The sequence below is a fragment of the Pseudoxanthomonas sp. LjRoot125 genome, from assembly GCF_964252705.1.
In the GTDB taxonomy this organism is placed as follows: Bacteria; Pseudomonadota; Gammaproteobacteria; order Xanthomonadales; family Xanthomonadaceae; genus Pseudoxanthomonas_A.
Genome location: NZ_CAXUOY020000001.1, coordinates 1,007,660 through 1,021,234, shown reverse-complemented (window position 1 = coordinate 1,021,234; position 13,575 = coordinate 1,007,660). Strand labels below are relative to the sequence as shown.

17 protein-coding genes are annotated in these 13,575 nt (G+C 68.9%); 7 read left to right on the top strand and 10 right to left on the bottom strand.

Features of this window, described 5'->3' with window-relative positions; translation table 11 throughout:
* The 3 genes from ACSION_RS04580 (at window position 1) to ACSION_RS04570 (ending at window position 2,828) form a co-directional block, all read left to right on the top strand.
* Window positions 1-750 carry an SDR family oxidoreductase gene (locus ACSION_RS04580; RefSeq protein WP_435305047.1) on the top strand — a complete coding sequence of 250 codons (750 nt, stop codon included), beginning with the start codon at window positions 1-3 and terminating at the stop codon, window positions 748-750.
* Window positions 744-2,159, top strand: coding sequence for an efflux transporter outer membrane subunit (locus ACSION_RS04575; protein ID WP_435305046.1), 1,416 nt, complete (start codon window positions 744-746; stop codon window positions 2,157-2,159). Before ACSION_RS04580 ends, ACSION_RS04575 begins: the two co-directional genes overlap by 7 nt.
* Before the next feature lie 84 nt (window positions 2,160-2,243).
* Window positions 2,244-2,828: an acyloxyacyl hydrolase gene (locus ACSION_RS04570; RefSeq protein ID WP_435305045.1), complete on the top strand. Its 585-nt coding sequence runs from the start codon at window positions 2,244-2,246 to the stop codon at window positions 2,826-2,828.
* A gap of 142 nt (window positions 2,829-2,970) precedes the next feature.
* On the opposite strand, the gene ACSION_RS04565 is transcribed toward ACSION_RS04570, so the two are convergent.
* Together ACSION_RS04565 and ACSION_RS04560 are read right to left on the bottom strand one after the other, a co-directional pair.
* The gene (locus tag ACSION_RS04565; protein WP_435306653.1) at window positions 2,971-3,501 is read right to left on the bottom strand and encodes a lipocalin family protein; all 531 of its coding nucleotides are present in this window, start codon (window positions 3,499-3,501) and stop codon (window positions 2,971-2,973) included.
* 139 nt (window positions 3,502-3,640) lie between these two features.
* A complete protein-coding gene (locus ACSION_RS04560) occupies window positions 3,641-3,997 on the bottom strand; it encodes a BON domain-containing protein (protein WP_435305044.1) in 357 nt (118 codons plus the stop codon).
* A gap of 173 nt (window positions 3,998-4,170) precedes the next feature.
* Between ACSION_RS04560 and ACSION_RS04555 the strand changes: the two genes are divergently transcribed.
* A complete protein-coding gene (locus tag ACSION_RS04555; RefSeq protein WP_435305043.1) occupies window positions 4,171-5,211 on the top strand; it encodes an oxidoreductase in 1,041 nt (346 codons plus the stop codon).
* A gap of 12 nt (window positions 5,212-5,223) precedes the next feature.
* Here ACSION_RS04555 and ACSION_RS04550 read toward each other — a convergent pair whose 3' ends face one another.
* Both ACSION_RS04550 and soxR read right to left on the bottom strand, forming a co-directional pair.
* Window positions 5,224-5,814: an HAD family hydrolase gene (locus tag ACSION_RS04550; protein ID WP_435305042.1), complete on the bottom strand. Its 591-nt coding sequence runs from the start codon at window positions 5,812-5,814 to the stop codon at window positions 5,224-5,226.
* A gap of 4 nt (window positions 5,815-5,818) precedes the next feature.
* Window positions 5,819-6,295, bottom strand: a complete 477-nt coding sequence (gene soxR / locus ACSION_RS04545; protein WP_435305041.1) for a redox-sensitive transcriptional activator SoxR — start codon at window positions 6,293-6,295, stop codon at window positions 5,819-5,821.
* 68 nt (window positions 6,296-6,363) lie between these two features.
* Between soxR and ACSION_RS04540 the strand changes: the two genes are divergently transcribed.
* A complete protein-coding gene (locus ACSION_RS04540; protein WP_435305040.1) occupies window positions 6,364-6,936 on the top strand; it encodes an NADPH-dependent FMN reductase in 573 nt (190 codons plus the stop codon).
* Between the two features lie 52 nt (window positions 6,937-6,988).
* A complete protein-coding gene (locus ACSION_RS04535; RefSeq protein ID WP_435305039.1) occupies window positions 6,989-8,836 on the top strand; it encodes an ABC transporter ATP-binding protein in 1,848 nt (615 codons plus the stop codon).
* A gap of 162 nt (window positions 8,837-8,998) precedes the next feature.
* On the opposite strand, the gene ACSION_RS04530 is transcribed toward ACSION_RS04535, so the two are convergent.
* The 6 genes from ACSION_RS04530 to ACSION_RS04505 all read right to left on the bottom strand — a co-directional run bounded on the left by ACSION_RS04530 (window position 8,999) and on the right by ACSION_RS04505 (window position 12,540).
* A complete protein-coding gene (locus tag ACSION_RS04530) occupies window positions 8,999-9,442 on the bottom strand; it encodes a hypothetical protein (protein ID WP_435305038.1) in 444 nt (147 codons plus the stop codon).
* An 85-nt stretch (window positions 9,443-9,527) separates the two neighbouring features.
* Window positions 9,528-9,722: a CPXCG motif-containing cysteine-rich protein gene (locus ACSION_RS04525; protein WP_056881760.1), complete on the bottom strand. Its 195-nt coding sequence runs from the start codon at window positions 9,720-9,722 to the stop codon at window positions 9,528-9,530.
* The gene (locus ACSION_RS04520) at window positions 9,722-10,009 is read right to left on the bottom strand and encodes a DUF3247 family protein (RefSeq protein ID WP_435305037.1); all 288 of its coding nucleotides are present in this window, start codon (window positions 10,007-10,009) and stop codon (window positions 9,722-9,724) included. Before ACSION_RS04520 ends, ACSION_RS04525 begins: the two co-directional genes overlap by 1 nt.
* 58 nt (window positions 10,010-10,067) lie before the next feature.
* Entirely contained in the window at window positions 10,068-10,745 is a 678-nt protein-coding gene (locus ACSION_RS04515) for a type 1 glutamine amidotransferase domain-containing protein (protein ID WP_435305036.1), read from the bottom strand.
* Window positions 10,746-10,841: 96 nt separating this feature from the next.
* On the bottom strand, window positions 10,842-11,747 hold the full coding sequence (gnd, locus tag ACSION_RS04510) for a phosphogluconate dehydrogenase (NAD(+)-dependent, decarboxylating) (RefSeq protein WP_435305035.1): 906 nt from the start codon (window positions 11,745-11,747) through the stop codon (window positions 10,842-10,844).
* A 94-nt stretch (window positions 11,748-11,841) separates the two neighbouring features.
* Window positions 11,842-12,540 carry an alpha/beta fold hydrolase gene (locus tag ACSION_RS04505; protein ID WP_435305034.1) on the bottom strand — a complete coding sequence of 233 codons (699 nt, stop codon included), beginning with the start codon at window positions 12,538-12,540 and terminating at the stop codon, window positions 11,842-11,844.
* A 115-nt stretch (window positions 12,541-12,655) separates the two neighbouring features.
* On the opposite strand from ACSION_RS04505, the gene ACSION_RS04500 reads away from it, so the two are divergent.
* Window positions 12,656-13,555 carry a TIGR01777 family oxidoreductase gene (locus tag ACSION_RS04500; protein WP_435305033.1) on the top strand — a complete coding sequence of 300 codons (900 nt, stop codon included), beginning with the start codon at window positions 12,656-12,658 and terminating at the stop codon, window positions 13,553-13,555.
* Window positions 13,556-13,575: the final 20 nt, after the last annotated feature.

Sequence of the window (13,575 nt, the reverse complement as noted above, 5' to 3'; positions counted from 1 at the left end):
ATGAACGTTTCTTCCAAGATCGCCCTCGTCACCGGCGCCACCCGCGGCATCGGTCGCGAGACCGTCCGCCAGCTCGCCGAAGCCGGCGTGCACACGATCCTCGCCGGTCGCAACCGCGACAAGGCCGTCGAAGCCGTCCTCGACCTGCAGGCCCAGGGCCTGCCGGTGGAAGCGATCGCGCTGGACGTCACCGACGCCGCCAGCATCGCGGCCGCCGTCAAGGAGGTCGAGCAGCGCCACGGCAAGCTCGACATCCTGATCAACAACGCCGGCATCCTGGTCGACGACGCCACCAAGGGCGTCTCCGGCCAGTCGCTGCAGACGTGGCGCACCACCTTCGACACCAACGTGTTCGGCCTGATCGAAACCACGCAGGCGTTCCTGCCGCTGCTGCGCAAGTCCGACGCCGGCCGCATCGTCAATGTGTCCAGCCTGCTGGGCTCGATCTCCGAGCACCAGAACCCGGCGTCCTTCATCTACGAGTTCAAGGGCGTGCCGGCCTACAACGTCTCCAAGAGCGCGGTGAACGCGTGGACCGTGCACCTGGCCCACGAGCTGAAGGACACCGGCATCAAGGTCAACACCATCCACCCGGGTTATGTGCAGACCGACATGAACAAGGCCGGCGACCAGCAGAACGGCGAGCTGTCCGTGCCGGAGGGCGCGCGCACCAGCGTGCAGCTCGCGCTGATCGGCAACGACGGCCCGACCGGCGGCTACTACTACTTCGACCAGGTGCTGCCATGGTGATCCGTCCGCTCGTCATCGCCGTCGCGTCGGTGGTGCTGGCCGGCTGCGTCACCGTGGGTCCCGACTACGTGGCGCCGCAGACCGCGCCGGCCACGCTGCAGCACGCGGGCTCCGCCGACTACGTGGCCGACCATCCGGTCGCCGCGTGGTGGAGCCAGTTCGACGACCCGGTGCTCGACCAGCTGGTACGCGAATCGCTGCTCGCCAATCCCGACGTGCGCATCGCGGTCTCGCGCGTGGACGAAGCACGCGCGGTGTTCTCCGAACGTCGCTGGGACCTGGCGCCGCACGTGACCGCCGGCGTGGAAGGCACCCGCACCAAGCAGCCCGTCGAGGGCCAGGGCCGCGTGGAGACCGACAGCTACTCGGCCGGCTTCGATGCGGCCTGGGAACTGGACCTGTTCGGCCGCGTGCGCCGCAGTGCCGAGGCCGCGCATGCGGACCTGCAGGCGCAGCGCAACGATCTGCAGGCGGCGCAGGTGACCGTGGCCGCGGAAGTGGCGCGCAACTATTTCGAGTTGCGCGGCACGCAGAAGCGGCTGGACGTCGCGCGGCGGATCCTGGTCAGCCTGGGCGAGACCCAGCGCCTGACCGAGTCGCGCTTCGACCTCGGCGCCGGCAGCCAACTGGAAGTGCAGAGCAGCCTTGCCCGCGTGAAGGCGGTCGAGGCCGAGGTGCCGCTGCTGGAAACCGCCGAAGGACAGTCGCGCCATCGCCTCGCGGTGCTGGTCGGCAAGCGCCCGGGTGAGCTCGATGCGTTGCTCGCCCCGCGCGAGGCCCCCGCGCTCGCCAAGGCCCTGCCGATCGGCGACACCACCGAACTGCTGCGCCAGCGGCCGGACGTGCGCGCCGCCGAACGTCGCCTGGCCGCGGCCACGGCGCGCGTGGGCGTCACCACTGCAGACTTGTTCCCTCGGGTGAGTTTGCGCGGCTTCGTCGGTTTCCTGTCCGGCGGCTGGGGCAACCTGTTCAACGGCGACAACCGTGCCTGGCAGGTGACGCCCTCGATCAGCTGGGCCGCGTTCGACATGGGCAGCGTGCGTGCACGCCTGCGCGCGAGCGAAGCCCAGGCCGACGGCGTGGCCGCGCAGTACGAGAAGACCGTGCTGGGCGCGCTGGAAGATACGGAAAACGCACTGCTGTCCTATGCCAAGCAGCAGGCCCAGCTGAAATTCCGGCTGGAACAATCCGTTGCCGCGCGCCGTGCAGCAGAGCTGGCCGAAGTCCGGTATCGTGCCGGCTCGTCGGACTTCCTCACCCTGCTGGACGCCCAGCGCACGCAGCTCGCTGCGGATGATGCGCTCGCGCAAGCCGAAGCCGGCGTCAACGTCGGGGTAGTGGCGATCTACAAGTCGCTGGGCGGCTGGGGCGAACAGGATGTCGCGCCCGCGCTCGCGGCGCAGCCCTGAGCGGGCCGTCACGCCGCCTTCCCGACAATCCACCGAATGCCGCGCCCCCGGGCGCGGTCCTTCCCACCCTTCCGAGTGTCATCCGTGTCCGCTGCACACCGTAACGCCGCAACCCCTGCTTCGATCCCCTCGCCCTTTCTCCGTCGCTCCGTGCTCCGCCCGGTGTTCGGGTTGCTGCTGGCCGCCGCGACGACGCAGGCGTTCGCCGCCGAGCCGCGCAGCGCGTGGTACGTGCAGGGCGGTGTCGCCGAGGATGCGCAATCGCTGACCGTCGGCATGAGCCGCGACTGGCAGTGGGAGAAGCAGTACCGCTACGGTCACATCAGCGGCCAGTGGCAGGGCGAAGTCGCGCGCTGGCACAGCGACAGTCAGAACAGCACGCAACTGGGCGTGACCCCGGCGCTGCGCTGGCGCCCGAACGGCTGGGACAACGGTTGGTTCGTCGAGGGCGGCATCGGCGTGAACGTCATCTTCCCCAAGTACGACACGCGGAAGAAAGAATTCAGCACCACCTTCAACTTCGGCGACCACATCGCCGTTGGCAAGCGCTTCGGCGCCGACCAGCAACACGAGTGGTCGCTGCGCTTCCAGCATTTCTCCAACGGCCGGATCAAGAATCCGAACCCGGGCGAGAACTTCCTGCAGTTCCGCTACACGCAGCAGTTCTGAGCGCCGCGCCACTCTGGTAGGAGCGACGTAAGTCGCGACCGCACGCCACGACGTCCGATACTCCGGCCGACTGCATGCTTCCGGATCCGGATGGTTGCGTTTTTCGGTCGCGACTTACGTCGCTCCTACAAGGGCAGTACCGCTACCGCAGCGGCGCCGCCACGATCAGCGGCGACAGGTCGTACCCCATGGCCTCGGCTTTCGCCTTGAGCTGTTCGAACTGGGTGCGATCCATCGACGGTTCGCGCGACAGGATCCACAGGTAGTCGCGATCCGGCTCGCCCACGACGGCCCACTGATACCCGGGGTCGAGCGCGATCACCCAGTAGTCGGCCCATACCCACGGCAACCACGACAGCCATTCCGGCGCGAAGCGCACCTCGAGGCGGCCGGGATGTCCCTGCACCGGCCGCGCGGTGCCCTGCGCCTGGTCGGTACTGCCATCCTTCGTCTTGCAGGCGTTGAGCACGCCGATCTTGCCGGGGGCATCGAGTGAGTAGCGCGCGGTGATGTCGCCCACGCACTGCTTCTGGAACGACATCGGCAGGTGCGCGATCTCATACCACTGGCCCGCGTAGCGGGAGATGTCGAGCTGCGGGACCGAGGTTACCGGTTCAGCGGCGTGGGCACCGGTGCTGCCGAGGACGAGCGACACGGCCAGCACGCCGCGCATCAGGGAAAGACGGTTCATGGGTTCGCTCCTTGAAACGGATGGACAGCCTTGCTGCGCGCGGCGCGCCGCGCCCTTCATGAAGGAGCGGGCGCATCCTACGTTGGGATACGCCCGCTCCGTGCCACACCCTGTCGGGGGATTACTTCGAGGCGAGCGTCAGACCGCTGGCATCGACGCGGGTCACGCCCTTGATCTGCTTGGCGACCGCGACCGCCTTGTCCTTCTGCGTCTGGTTGGCGACGGCGCCGGTCAGGGCCACCACGCCATCGATGGTCTCGACCTTGATGTCGAGGCCCGAAACGTTCTCGGTGGCCAACAGATCGGCCTTCACCTTGGTGGTGATCCAGGCATCGCCCACGGGCTGCGAGGAATCGTTCTGCGTGTTCTCCTCGGGCTCGTTCGGCGGCGGATTGTCCGCGAGCACGTGGCCGGCGGAGAACAGCAGCGCGGCCGCGAGCGCGGCGGTCAACAACGAACGATGGTGGGTAGTCTTCATGCGAATTCCTCCTTCTCGTGTCGCGGCGCCAGTTTCCGTGCGCCGCCGTACAGCGCACGTGAAAGAGATCGTGGCAATCGGTTACGTGTTGCGCGGTGTTCATGCACGTGCACGCGTGATCAACGCGCGCGAAGCGCCTAAGATGTCCTCACCTTCTCTTCGCACGCCTTCGCATGAGCGCTCCCCTTCGCGTCGCCCTGGTCGGCTATGGCTTCGTCGGCAAGGTGTTCCATGCGCCGCTGATCCAGGCGACGCCTGGCTTCGCCCTGCATACCGTCGTTTCGCGCGATGCCGGCAAGGTGCATGCGGACTGGCCGGAGGTGCAGGTGGTCGGTGACGCCGATGCGGCCTTCGCCGATCCTGCCGTCGACGTGGTGGTGATCGCATCGCCCAATGCCTCGCATGCACCGCTGGCGATCGCCGCGCTGGGACACGGCAAGCACGTGGTGGTGGACAAGCCGTTCACGGTGACGCTGGCGGAAGCGCGCGATGTCATCGATGCCGCGCATCGTGCGGATCGCCTCGTCAGCGTGTTCCAGAACCGGCGCTGGGATGCGGACTTCCTGACCGTGCAGCGCCTGGTCGGCGACGGCACGCTCGGCCGCGTGGCGGAATTCCATTCGCACTTCGACCGTTTCCGGCCCGTCGTGCAGGACCGTTGGCGCGAACACGACGCGCCTGGCGGCGGCCTCTGGTACGACCTGGGGCCGCACCTGATCGACCAGGCGGTGCAGCTGTTCGGGCTGCCGGAGGCGATCAACGCCGACATCGCGCGGCTGCGCGATGGCGCGCAGGCGCCGGACTACGCCCACGCGACCCTGCGCTATCCCACCCATCGCGTGCACCTGCATGCGGGCACGCTGGTGGCGGGGAATGGGTTGCGCTTCGCCGTGCACGGTACGCACGGCAGCTACCTCAAGCACGGACTGGATGTGCAGGAAGACCAGCTGCGCGCGGGCGTGGTGCCCGGCGCGCCGGGCTGGGGCGTAGACACGCGCGCGGGCGAACTCGTGCGCGAGCGCGAGGGACGGCTCGTCGCGGAAGTCGCCCATGCCGAGGCCGGCGACTATCGCCGCTACTACGCCGCGTTCCGCGCTGCCGTGCTGCAGGGCAGCGCGCCGCCGGTCACGCCGCAGCAGGCGCTGGACGTCATGCGGCTGATCGAGTTGGGCGTGCGAAGCAGCGAAGAACAGCGCAGTCTTCCCGTGGCCTGATCCCGGTCCGATTCAGGCCACCGCCCGCCCGCGATAGGTCCGGTGATGCGCCATCGCCAGCATGGCGTTGTCTTCGTGCGTATCGCCGTAGGCGTGGATGGCGGCGTAGGCCTGCGGGTCGCACAGCGCGCGCACGCGGCGCACCTTCTCCTCGCCGACGCATTGCGCCCCGGCATAGCCGGTGATGCGCCCATTGCGTTCGGCCAGCACCGAACACAGCAGTTCGATGCCCTGCGTCGCGCACCACGGCGCGAGGTAGACATCCAGCCCGCCCGACACCACGACGATGCGATCGCCGCGCTCGCGGTGCCACGCCAGTCGCGCCATCGCCTCCGGACGCAGCACGCCCGGCAGCACCTCGCGCGCGAAGGCGTCGCCCTGCGCACGCAGGCGCGAGGCATCCACCCCGCGCAAACCCACCTGCACGATGCTGGCGCGGGTCGGATTGCCGGCCACCCAACCGCGCCGGTAGCCGAACACCACCGGCGCCAGCAGCACGCCGCCGACCAGCAGCCGGGGCCGCGCCACGGCGTAGCGCATGAAATCCGGAAACGTCTCGCGCGTGGTCAGCGTGCCGTCGAAGTCGAAAAGGGCCAGATCCATTGCGTCAGCCCTCCGCTTCCAGCAACCGCGCCCCGGGTCCGTCCTCGCCCAGTTCGTCCCACGGATTGCGCAGCGGGCAGGCCTTCAACGACAGGCAGCCGCAGCCGATGCAGCCGTCGAGCTGGTCGCGCAGGCGGGTGAGGCTGGCGATGCGCGCATCGAGCGCGGCGTGCCAGCGCGCGGAGAGTTTCTTCCAGTCGGCGGCGGTCGGCGTGCGGTTTTCCGGCAGCGACGACAGCGCGGCCTGGATCTCCGCCAGCGGAATGCCGGTGCGCTGTGCCACCTTGATGACGGCCACGCGGCGCAGCACTTCGCGCGGATAGCGGCGCTGGTTGCCGGCGTTGCGCCAACTGTGGATCAGGCCCTTGGACTCGTAGAAGTGCAGCGTGGAGATGGCGACGCCCGCGCGCGCGGCGACCTGGCCGACCGTGAGCTCCGTTTCGATGGGAGGATGCTGTAGGGAATGCTGTTTTCCGGGCATGGTGCATTGACCTCAAGAATGGTTGAGGTTCTACCCTGCGTTTCCCCGTCCTGGCAAGCGCAGCGTCCATGTCCGACCCTCTCCACCTGGCCCTGCTGTATGGCAGCACGCGCGAAGGCCGTTTCTGCGACACCGTCGCCGACTGGTTGCGAGCGCAGCTGGCCCTGCGGCGCGACTACACCGTCGACGCCATCGATCCTGCCCTGCTCGATCTTCCGCACCGCCACGGCGGCGCACCGAGCACCGACCTGGTGAATCTGCAACAACGCGTCTGGCGCGCCGACGCCTTCGTGGTGGTGGTGCCGGAGTACAATCATGGTTATCCATCCGCGTTGAAATTCGTGATCGATTCGGTCCAGGCCCACTGGCAGGCCAAACCGGTCGCGTTCGTCGCCTATGGGGGCCACAGCGGCGGCGTCCGCGCGGCGGAACAGCTGCGGCAAGTGTTCTCCGGCCTGCATGCGGTGCCGGTGCGCGATGGCGTGTATTTCAGCCAGGCGTGGGACCGCTTCGACGCTGGTGGCAGGCCGCGCGAAGGCGATGCCAGCGAACGCGCCGCCCGCCGCATGCTGGACCAGCTCGCCTGGTACGGCCACGCGCTCCGCCAGGCGCGCGCGGCCTGGCCCTATCCCGCCGGCTGAGCCGGTACGTTTTCCCCGGCGCGCCGATGCGCGCCCACGATGGACCGACCCGATGTTCCGATTCTTCGAAACCCGCATCAATCCGTATCCGAAGGGCGAGCCGAGCACGCCGCCGCGGAAGCTGCTGCCGTTCCTGCTGCACTACTCGCGGCCGTTGCTGCCGTGGCTGCTGGTGATGTCGGTGCTGACCGGCGTGATTTCCGCGCTGGAGATCACCTTCTTCGACTACATGGGCCAGCTGGTCGACTGGATGGGCAGCACCGGTCGCGACAGTTTCCTGCAGGTGCATGGCCAGAAGCTGCTGTGGATGGCCGTGCTGGTGCTGGTGGCCTACCCGCTGCTGGTGCTGGTGCAGTCGCTGATCATCCACCAGACCATCTTCGGCAACTACCCGATGATCGCCCGCTGGCTGTCGCACCGCTACCTGCTGCGGCAGAGCGTGGGCTTCTTCCAGGACGAGTTCGCCGGGCGCATTTCGCAGAAGGTCATGCAGACCGCGCTGTCGATCCGCGAGACGGTGATGAAGCTGATGGACGTGTTCGTCTACGTCGTCGTCTACTTCGTCGGCACCGTGGTGCTGGTGGCGCAGGCCGATGTGTGGCTGGTGCTGCCGCTGGTGGTCTGGCTGGTCAGCTACCTGCTGCTGGTGTTCCACTTCGTGCCGCGCCTGCAGAAGGTGTCGATGGCGCAGTCGGATGCGCGCGCGCAGATGACCGGCCGTATCGTCGACAGCTACACCAACATCCAGACCATCAAGCTGTTCGCCCACACCATGCGCGAACAGGACTACGCCCGCGGCGCCATGGATGAGTTCATGGTCACCGTGCACGCGCAGATGCGGCTGGTCACCCAGCTGACCGTCAGCCTGCACACGCTCAATGCGTTCCTGCTGGCCAGCGTGGCTGGTGTGGCGATCTGGGCCTGGCTGCAGTCGTCGATCTCGATGGGCGCGATCGCCGTGGCCATCGCCCTGGTGATGCGCATCCGCTCGATGTCGGACTGGATCCTGTGGGAAGTCGCCGGGCTGTTCGAGAACATCGGCACGGTCGAGGACGGCATGGGCACGCTGGCGCAGCCGCTGGCCATCGCCGACACCAAGGACGCGAAGGACCTGGACGTCGCGCACGGCGAGATCCGCTTCGACCACGTGAAGTTCCACTACGGCCGCGAGGCCAAGGTGATCGACGACCTGTCGCTGGTGATCCAGCCGGGCGAGAAGGTCGGCATCGTCGGCCGCTCCGGTGCCGGCAAGTCGACGCTGGTGAACCTGCTGCTGCGCTTCTACGACGTGGAAGGCGGCCGCATCCTGATCGACGGCCAGGACGTGGCGCATGTCACCCAGGAATCGCTGCGCCGGAACATCGGCATGGTCACCCAGGACACCTCGCTGCTGCACCGCTCGATCCGCGACAACATCCGCTACGGCCGTCCCGACGCCACCGAAGAGGAACTGCTGCAGGCCTCCGAGCGCGCGCATGCCGACGAATTCATCCGCGGGCTCACCGATGCCAAGGGCCGCAGCGGCTATGACACCCAGGTGGGCGAGCGCGGCGTGAAGCTCTCCGGCGGCCAGCGCCAGCGCGTGGCGATCGCGCGCGTGCTGCTGAAGGATGCCCCGATCCTGGTGCTGGACGAAGCGACCTCCGCGCTGGATTCGGAAGTCGAGGCCGCCATCCAGGAACAGCTCTACGCGCTGATGGAAGGCAAGACCGTCATCGCCATCGCGCACCGCCTGTCCACCATCGCCGTGCTCGACCGCCTGATCGTGATGGATGGCGGCCGCGTGATCGAAAGCGGCAGCCACGAGGAACTGCTCCAGCAGGACGGTCTTTATGCCGCGCTGTGGCGCCGCCAGTCCGGCGGTTTCATCGGCGTGGACCTGGAAGACGTCGAGGCATAACGATGGACGCAGGGTGGGCCTTGGCCCACCGCCGCCGTGCCGGATCGCCCGCGATGGATGGCATTGAGGGTGATGGTGGGCCAAGGCCCACCCTACGAAGTTCCTCTCGGCATTAAAAAAGCCGCCGGTTTCCCGGCGGCTTTTTTCTTTATCGAGCGACGCTCAGGACAGCCAGCCGCGCGCCTGCGCCTTGTTGGCGTACCACAGCAGGAACATGGCGATCAGCACGAAAACAGCCGGCATCACCAAGCCCGCAGGTCCGTACACGGCCCACGCCGGCGTCACCACGTAGGCGCCGATCATCTGCACCAACAGGGCGATCAGCGACAGCAGGAACATCGTTCCGGCCCAACGCTTCTTCAGCAGCAAACCCAGCGCGCCCAGCACGCCACCGAACACAGCCACCGCAAACGCGATATTGAGCCAGCCGGGCGTGGCTTCGTAAATCTGACGATCGGACTCTGACATCAGTGCAAGACGCTCTGCGGTCATGTTCGTCTGCATGTACCAGAACGCTACGCCGATCAGGTTCCAGACCAGCGCGAACAGGCCGGTGATCCAGAAGCCGAGCGAGCGCTTGGGTGCAACGGTGGTGGTCGTGTTCATCTCCCCTCCCCAGGGTTGGTTGTCGGACCGGGGCCGAGCATACGCCTGCCCGCGGCGATACGCGCGTTACGGCCGGGAGGGCGGCTCAGGCCTCGTCCTGTCCCCAGGCGACCACGTCGATGCCGCCATCCTCGTAGACGCTCACGCGTACTTCGATGGGCTTGCAGCAGACGTGGCAGTCCTCGACGTACTGCTGGTCGCCGGCCGAATCGTCGACCACCAGCGTGATCGTCTCGCCGCAGTACGGGCAGTCGATGTCGCTGGTGGGCAGCTGCGGCATCAGGCCGATCCCAGCGCCGTCACCGACGCGATCCGGTCCAGCCACAGGTAGTGGGTGACGTCCGGGCGCTTGCGGTCGTCGATGCGGACCACCGCGTTGAAACCTTCGTGGCCGTCGCCGTCGCGGAACACCTGCACGCTGGGGCGCGTGGTGACCACGCCGGTGATCGATCCGCCATCGGCGAGGTGCAGTTCCACCACCGCCTCGTCGGGCAGCTGCAGGACCAGCGCCTCCATGCGGGCGATGTCGCCCTGGCGGGTGTACAGATGCGCGGGCGCCTGGTTCATCGGTCACCTCCTTGCGAATGCCACGCTACGCGCGCGGCGGTAAGCGGCCGTGAACGCCTCAGCGCAGCAGGCGCAGCACATCCTCGGCCGCGGCTTCGGACGAGGCGGGGTTCTGGCCGGTCACCAGCATGCCATCGGTGACCACGTAGGACTGCCACAACGGGCCGCGCTCGTAACGGGCGCCGTTCGTCTTCAGCGCGTCCTCCAGCGAGAACGGCACGACATCGGTCAGGCCGACCGCGGCTTCTTCCTCGTTGGAGAAGCCGGTGACGCGCTTGTCCTTCACCAGCGGCTCGCCGAGCGCGCCACGCGTGTGACGGAACACCGCCGGCCCGTGGCACACCGCCGCGACCGGCTTGCCGGCGGAAAACGTCTGTTCGATCAGGCGGATGGCATCCGCATCCTCGGCCAAGTCCCACAGCGGCCCATGGCCGCCGGGGAAGAACACCGCATCGAAGCTTTCGTCCAGCACGTCCTTCAAGCGATGCGTGGTGGCCAGCGCCGACAGCGCCTCGGCATCCTCGTTGAAGCGCACGGTGGCCGCGGTCTGCGCATCGGGCGCATCGCTCTTCGGGTCCAGCGGCGGCTGGCCGCCCTTGGGCGAGGCCAGCCACAGCTGCGCGCCGGCGTCCTTGAAGACGTAGTACGGCGCAGCGAACTCCTCCAGCCAGAAGCCGGTCTTGTGGCCGGTGTCGCCGAGGCGGTCGTGCGAGGTCAGCACCATCAGGATCTTCATCGAGGTCCTCCAGTCGATGTCGCCAGCCTAGCGATGCGCGCGATAAGACCGGGTGAGCCGCGCGCCCGCTGCGTTAACCGGTCCTGACCCGCGCGACTAGCCCTGCTTCACCGCATGCCCGCCGAATTCGTTGCGCATCGCGGCCAGCAACTTGTCGGCGTAGGAATCGTCGTCGCGCGAGCGCAGGCGTTCCAGCAGCGACATCGTGATGACCGGCGCGGACACGTTGAGGTCGATCGCCTCGGCCACGGTCCAGCGGCCTTCGCCCGAATCAGCCACGTACGGCGCGATGCCGGCCATCTGCGGATTCTTCTTCAGCGCATCGGCGGTGAGGTCGAGCAACCACGACCGCACCACGCTGCCGTGGCGCCAGATCTCGGCCAGCGCACCGAGGTCGAAGTCCATCGCCTCCTTGTGCTTGAGGATGGCGAAGCCCTCGGCGTAGGCCTGCATCATTCCGTACTCGATGCCGTTGTGGATCATCTTGGCGAAGTGGCCCGCACCGCCCGGGCCCACGCGGCCCCAGCCGGTCTGCGGCGTGGGGGCGAGCGTGGCGAACACCGGCCGCAGGCGCGCGACCGCGTCGGCGTCGCCGCCGATCATCAGGCTGTAACCCTCGGCCAGGCCCCACACGCCGCCGCTGGTGCCGCAGTCGATGTAGTGGATGCCGGCCTCGGCCAGCTGCGCGCCGCGGCGCTGGGTGTCCTTGTAGTTGGAATTGCCGCCGTCGATCACGGTGTCGCCGGCCGCCAGCAGCGGACGCAGCTGCGCGATCGTGTCGTCCACCACCTGCCCGGCCGGCACCATCAGCCACACCACGCGCGGCGCGGGCAAGGCGGACACGGCGTTCTGCAGGTTCGCGTGCGGCACGATCCCGCGCGCCTCGGCCTGCTGGCGCGCCGCCTCGCCCGGATCGTAGCCGCGCACCGTATGCCCGCCGCGCACCAGCCGTTCGGCCATGTTGGCGCCCATGCGCCCGAGCCCGATCATCGCCAGTTCCATGTGTACTCCCGTGCGTTCAACGAAAAAGAAAAGGATGCGCCATTGTCGCGGCCGCGCGTGGCGACGGCGTGGATGCGCGTGCGCGCCGGCCGCGTCATGGCGCCTGCAGCCAGTCGCGCAGCACCGCGGTGGTTTCCTGCGGCACTTCCATCGGCGGCAGGTGGCCGCAGCGCGCGAACACATGCAGGCGCGCGCCGGCGATGCCCTGGTGCAGCAGGCGGGCTTCTTCCGGCAGGGTCATGCGGTCGTCCTCGCCCACGCCGACCAGCGTGGGCACGGCGATGGTGGGCAGCAGCGGCAGCGAATCGGGACGGTCGATGATGGCGCGCTGCTGGCGCAGGAAGGCATCGCGGCCAACCCGCTGCGCCATCGCCATCACCTCCTCGCCCACCGCGCTCTCCACCCGGCTTTCGTGCACCAGTTGGGGCAGCAGCTTGCGGGTGACGCCGGCGAAGCGCCCGGATTCGGCCAGCGCCAGGCCGGCCTTGCGCACGGCGAGCCGCTTCGGCGGATCGGTGCGCGCGCTGGTATCCAGCAGGGCCAGCCGCGCCACGCGCTGCGGTGCCTGGCGCAGGATCTCGAAGGCCACATAGCCGCCCATCGACAGGCCGGCCAGCGCGAACACCGGCGGCGCCGTCGCCAGCACGCGCGCGGCCATGCCGGCGACGCTGTCGTCGAGGGTCAGGTCGGCGGGGTGGACCGGGGCGAGGTCGGCCAGCGCGGCCGCGGGATCGCGCCACAGGCGCGCGTCGCACAGCAGGCCGGGCAGCAGGACCAGGGGAAGGGAAGCCATGCGCATAGTGTAGGCGCCCCCCCGCCGGCCGGCCGTCGATCGCCGCCCACGGTCCGTTCCACATCCGCAACACGCGCCGGTGCGTAAGCTTCCCCGGTCCTTGGCGAGCCCGCGCATGCATGTCCTGATCACCGGCGGTACCGGCTTCATCGGCCAGGCGCTCTGCGCCGCGCTGCTGCAGGCCGGCCACACCCTCAGCGTGCTGACGCGCGACCCCGCGCGCGCCCGCGCGCAGCTGCCCGCCGCGGTGCGCGTGCTGGCCGCGCTGGAGGACGCGCGCGACGTGGAGGCCGTGGTCAACCTGGCCGGCGAGCCGCTGATGGCCGGGCGCTGGAACGCCGCGCGCAAGGCCACGTTCCGCGCATCCCGCCTGGGCACCACGCAGGCACTGGTGGCCTGGATGGCGCGGCAGTCGGTGCGCCCGCGCGTGCTGGTGTCCGGTTCGGCCATCGGCTACTACGGCCCGCGCGGCGACGAAGCGCTGGACGAATCCGCCGCGCCCGGCGACGACTTCGCCGCCCAGCTCTGCCGCGACTGGGAAACCGAGGCGATGCAGGCCGAAGGCCTGGACGTGCGCACCTGCCGCGTGCGCACCGGCATCGTGCTGGGCGCCGACGGCGGCGCGCTGGCGAAGATGCTGCCGCCGTTCCGGCTGGGTGCCGGCGGACCGATGGGCGATGGGCGGCAATGGATGAGCTGGATCCACCGCGACGATCTGGTGGGGATGCTGCAGTGGCTGCTGGAACGCGACCAGGCCGGCGGCGCCTACAACGGCACCGCACCCACGCCGGTGACCAACCGCGCGTTCGCCCGCACGCTGGGCGCGGCGCTGAACCGGCCGGCGATCCTCCCGACCCCCGCCTTCGCCCTGCGCCTGGGCTTCGGCGACATGGCCCAGCTGCTGCTGACCGGCCAACGCGTGTTGCCCGCGCATGCGCTGGCGGAGGGCTTCACGTTCCGCTTCCCCACGCTGGACGAGGCACTGGACCACCTGCTGCGCGGCCCGGTGGAGTGACCGGCATGTCCGAGAGGCTT

What these genes read in the sequence shown, in the direction of transcription:
- ACSION_RS04575 (WP_435305046.1), top strand. Translation starts at nt 744, where the DNA reads ATGGTGATCCGTCCGCTCGTCATCGCCGTCGCGTCGGTGGTGCTGGCC.
- ACSION_RS04580 (WP_435305047.1), top strand. Translation starts at nt 1, where the DNA reads ATGAACGTTTCTTCCAAGATCGCCCTCGTCACCGGCGCCACCCGCGGC.
- ACSION_RS04515 (WP_435305036.1), bottom strand. Translation starts at nt 10,745, where the DNA reads ATGAAGATCCTGATGGTGCTGACCTCGCACGACCGCCTCGGCGACACC.
- ACSION_RS04530 (WP_435305038.1), bottom strand. Translation starts at nt 9,442, where the DNA reads ATGAACACGACCACCACCGTTGCACCCAAGCGCTCGCTCGGCTTCTGG.
- ACSION_RS04505 (WP_435305034.1), bottom strand. Translation starts at nt 12,540, where the DNA reads ATGGCTTCCCTTCCCCTGGTCCTGCTGCCCGGCCTGCTGTGCGACGCG.
- soxR (WP_435305041.1), bottom strand. Translation starts at nt 6,295, where the DNA reads ATGCCCGGAAAACAGCATTCCCTACAGCATCCTCCCATCGAAACGGAG.
- ACSION_RS04560 (WP_435305044.1), bottom strand. Translation starts at nt 3,997, where the DNA reads ATGAAGACTACCCACCATCGTTCGTTGTTGACCGCCGCGCTCGCGGCC.
- gnd (WP_435305035.1), bottom strand. Translation starts at nt 11,747, where the DNA reads ATGGAACTGGCGATGATCGGGCTCGGGCGCATGGGCGCCAACATGGCC.
- ACSION_RS04520 (WP_435305037.1), bottom strand. Translation starts at nt 10,009, where the DNA reads ATGAACCAGGCGCCCGCGCATCTGTACACCCGCCAGGGCGACATCGCC.
- ACSION_RS04525 (WP_056881760.1), bottom strand. Translation starts at nt 9,722, where the DNA reads ATGCCGCAGCTGCCCACCAGCGACATCGACTGCCCGTACTGCGGCGAG.
- ACSION_RS04565 (WP_435306653.1), bottom strand. Translation starts at nt 3,501, where the DNA reads ATGCGCGGCGTGCTGGCCGTGTCGCTCGTCCTCGGCAGCACCGGTGCC.
- ACSION_RS04535 (WP_435305039.1), top strand. Translation starts at nt 6,989, where the DNA reads ATGTTCCGATTCTTCGAAACCCGCATCAATCCGTATCCGAAGGGCGAG.
- ACSION_RS04540 (WP_435305040.1), top strand. Translation starts at nt 6,364, where the DNA reads ATGTCCGACCCTCTCCACCTGGCCCTGCTGTATGGCAGCACGCGCGAA.
- ACSION_RS04555 (WP_435305043.1), top strand. Translation starts at nt 4,171, where the DNA reads ATGAGCGCTCCCCTTCGCGTCGCCCTGGTCGGCTATGGCTTCGTCGGC.
- ACSION_RS04500 (WP_435305033.1), top strand. Translation starts at nt 12,656, where the DNA reads ATGCATGTCCTGATCACCGGCGGTACCGGCTTCATCGGCCAGGCGCTC.
- ACSION_RS04550 (WP_435305042.1), bottom strand. Translation starts at nt 5,814, where the DNA reads ATGGATCTGGCCCTTTTCGACTTCGACGGCACGCTGACCACGCGCGAG.